At 63.5% G+C, this 780-nt stretch carries 1 protein-coding gene; it reads right to left on the bottom strand.

Translation table 11 applies throughout. The annotated features are described in order from the left end of the window. On the bottom strand, positions 1-666 hold a 666-nt coding region (locus AC5Y7V_RS31385), incomplete at its 3' end, for a leucine zipper domain-containing protein (protein WP_499883791.1). Positions 667-780 lie beyond the last annotated feature (114 nt).

The following is a 780-nucleotide window of genomic DNA, read 5'->3' as shown; positions in this document are numbered from 1 at the left end:
CCAGCGGTTAGCGCGTGTCCAAAATGCGGCGGCGGTGTCCTTGCGTTCGTCGGTCAAGATCTCGCTGTAGGCCAGTCGTGAGTGCCCGTCTAATGCGGTATGCAGGAAATGATGCCCACGCAAGGGATGATGATTCTTGCTCGATAGCCCCGAACTCTTGTCCGCCTGAGCGTTGCGGTTGCCGACGGTGCGGCCCAGCATCCGCCAGCCACCGCCGGCCGGGATCTTGCCCAGTTTCTTGACATCCACGTGGACCAAATCACCGGGCTTGACGGATTCGATACGACGAATGACACGGCCGGTCGGGCGATCCAGCCAGCGCAGTTTGGCCAGCCCGTAGCGGGTCAACACGCGGTGAACGGTCGAGGGGTGAATGCCCAACAGGTAACCGATACGCGCGGGTCCCCAGCGCCGCAGGACGCGGACTTTAATGATCCGCCGCTCGATGCGTGCAGGCATGCGACTCGGGCTGCGGTGCGGCCGTGAGCTGCGATCAACCATCCCCGTTGGACCTTGGTCGCGATAACGGTAGGCCCAACGGGCCGCCGTTGTCGGCGACACCTGGAACCGCTCGGCGGCCCGGCGCAGCGGCCAACCGTCGTCGACAACACAACGGGCCAGCCGCAGTCGACCGGTTTCTGACAAGGGGGCATTACGGTGGGACACGAAGACCTCCGAAGTGTGACGGTGCGTTCCTTGACAGCTCGCACTTCACTCGGAGGTCTTCGCTATGTCACCACGCCACGCCGTTCCTAACGTCCGTGGTCAGAACAGCTAGCT

This window comes from Mycobacterium sp. NGS34 (assembly GCF_059812845.1).
This window is presented reverse-complemented; position numbering and strand designations above follow the sequence as displayed.